Raw genomic sequence first — 2,896 nt, 5'->3', positions numbered from 1 at the left:
CTCCCACACCTCCCACACTTCCTAGAAAGCCCCTTTCCCCTTCCCCTTTCCCCATACCCAATGACAGGATGACGCTGGCTGAACAAGCGATTAAACTATGGATAATATCAAATGTTGCTTTTAGCACCTCTTACATAAATTTAATTGCATTGTTAAATCTAACATCTCATTCTGTTATATCTAATACTAATTATGTCAGTGTATCAAGGAAGTTGTGGGGAGACCGCCGATGTGATAATTGGCGTTCACAACCAAGAAAACGCCGAATCACCAGCAAATTCCGCTCCTGTAGGCGCTCTTGCCACAAGACAAGGAACTTTTTCTACGTTTCTTGCTCCCTTGACTCAAGATACTTTTAAACAGGTTGTTAAGGATGTCGAGCAAAAATTACAAATTGTGCATCAAACCCTATCCATGCTGGATTCTCAGGGGTTTGAAAACATCTTGCAAGAAATGTTGCATTCGATTACCTTAAAAACCGGGGAATTACTGGGGGCTGACCGGACGACAATATTTTTATTAGATGAGGAAAAACAAGAACTCTGGTCAATTGTAGCTGAGGGGGAGGGCGATCGCTCTTTAGAAATTCGCATCCCCGCCAATAAAGGTATTGGTGGTGAGGTGGCTACTTTTAAGCAAGTTATCAATATTCCCTTTGATTTTTATGACGATCCGCGATCGCATTTTGCCCAAGCACAGGAAAAAAGAACTGGCTATCGCACTTATACAATGCTGGCTTTGCCGTTATTAAACGAACACGGGCAATTAGTAGCAGTAGTACAATTACTGAATAAATTAAAATCTGGTAGTAATCCCAATGCCCCGCTTGCAGAGCGCATTGATACCAATGGTTTTATCTGTGCTGACGAACAGTTATTTCAAGAATTCGCTCCTTCGATTCGACTGATTTTAGAATCATCCCGCTCTTTTTATGTAGCTACGCAAAAACAAAGAGCAGTGGCGGCGTTGATGAAAGCCATCAAGTCGCTTTCTCAAAGCAGTCTCGATTTAGAAGATACCCTCAAGCGGGTAATGGATGAAGCAAAGGAATTAATGAATGCCGATCGCAGTACGCTATGGTTAATAGACCGCGATGGTCATGAATTGTGGACAAAAATCACTCAAGATGACGGTTCTACTAAGGAGTTACGCGTCCCCATCGGTAAAGGATTTGCAGGGATAGTAGCCGCATCCGGTAAAAAGTTGAATATTGCCTTTGATTTATACGACGATCCCGACTCGGAGACAGCCAAACAACTCGACCAGCAAAATGGCTATCGCACCTGTAGTTTACTTTGTATGCCAGTATTTAACGCCGACCAAGAATTAATCGGTGTTACCCAATTAGTAAATAAAAAGAAATCAGGGGATTTTCCGGCTTACGATCCTGCTTTTTGGCCGAAGGCTCCCGAATGCTTCCAAGCTAGTTTTGACCGCAATGATGAAGAGTTCATGGAAGCTTTTAATATTCAAGCGGGAGTAGCATTACACAACGCTCAGTTGTTTGCTACCGTCAAGCAACAAGAACAAATGCAACGAGACATTCTCCGCAGTCTTTCCAATGGAGTAGTTTCTACTGATAAATCTGGGTTAATTATCGCCGCCAATGAAAGCGCTAAACGTTTGCTGGGATTAGAACCAGAAGACCGTTTAGAAGGTAAATCAGTCAATGATGTCATCGCCATTAAAGAAAGCGACTTTAGCAAGTGGTGTCAGGATGCTTTACATGGAACTGACTCGAAACGCCGCCAGCAGTATTATCCCGATCGCACTCTTATAAGTGCTGGTACTGAACAGCATAGTATTAATTTATCGATTAATACCATTGCTGATGCCACCGACCACGAACAAGTGCGGGGGGCGCTGGTGGTGATGGAAGATATCAGTGATGAAAAGCGGCTCAAAAGTACCATGTACCGCTACATGACCCAGGAATTGGCAGAAGAATTGCTAAAGTTGGATGACGCTAAACTAGGAGGCGATCGTAAAGAAGTTTCTATTTTATTTTCGGATATTCGCGGCTACACCACTTTGACAGAAAATCTAGAAGCAGAAGAAGTGGTGAGTATGCTCAATGAATATTTTGAATCAATGGTGGAGGCAGTTTTTAAACATAAAGGTACCCTTGATAAATACATCGGCGATGCCATTATGGCTGTTTTTGGTTCTCCTTTACCTTTAGAAGAACATGCTTGGATGGCGGTGCAAACATCTTTAGAAATGCGCCAACGCTTGTATGATTTTAATCAACGTCGCCACGTACTTAATAAACCCAGAATCAACATTGGTATTGGTATCAATTCCGATACAGTTATTAGTGGAAATATCGGCTCTAGTAAACGAATGGAATTTACAGCCATTGGTGATGGTGTAAATCTCGGCTCTCGATTAGAAAGTGTTAGTAAACAGTATGGTTGCGATATTATTATTAGCCATAACACTTTTAAACCATGCCAAGAAAATATTTGGGCCAGAGAACTCGATTACATTCGCGTCAAAGGCAGAAATGAGCCAGTATCTATATATGAATTGGTGGGTTTGCGTTCCGATCCCATTAGTGGCGAAAAACTACAAGTGATTGAGCATTATCATAAAGGACGCGAATATTACCTCAAACGTGATTTTAATCGTGCTAGAGCCGAATTTGCCTTAGTTTTAGCAGCAGATAACCAAGATAAAGCCGCCATGTTACATCTGTTGCGTTGTCAGCACTGGTTACAAGCACCCCCGACAGAGTCAGATTGGGATGAAGGAGTTTGGACGTTTCAGGAAAAATAGACCTCTTGCAATCAATTGCTTTTTGGACTCTTGTGGTCAAAGGGATGCATCTTTATTGGGGAAAGGAAAAATACCAAACCTTTCCCCCTCTTCCCCTTATCCCCAGAGGGGGCCCCCC

General features: G+C 42.5%; 1 protein-coding gene. It reads left to right on the top strand.

Translation table 11 applies throughout. The features are described from left to right. Window positions 1-192 precede the first annotated feature (192 nt). A complete protein-coding gene (locus tag GNE10_RS33445) occupies window positions 193-2,778 on the top strand; it encodes a GAF domain-containing protein (RefSeq protein ID WP_185570347.1) in 2,586 nt (861 codons plus the stop codon). Window positions 2,779-2,896: the final 118 nt, after the last annotated feature.

It is taken from the genome of Nostoc sp. 2RC (assembly GCF_014222165.1).
Taxonomy (GTDB): domain Bacteria; phylum Cyanobacteriota; class Cyanobacteriia; order Cyanobacteriales; family Nostocaceae; genus Nostoc; species Nostoc linckia.
Note: the sequence above shows the minus strand (reverse complement) of the source record. Positions and strands in the feature narration are given on the sequence as shown.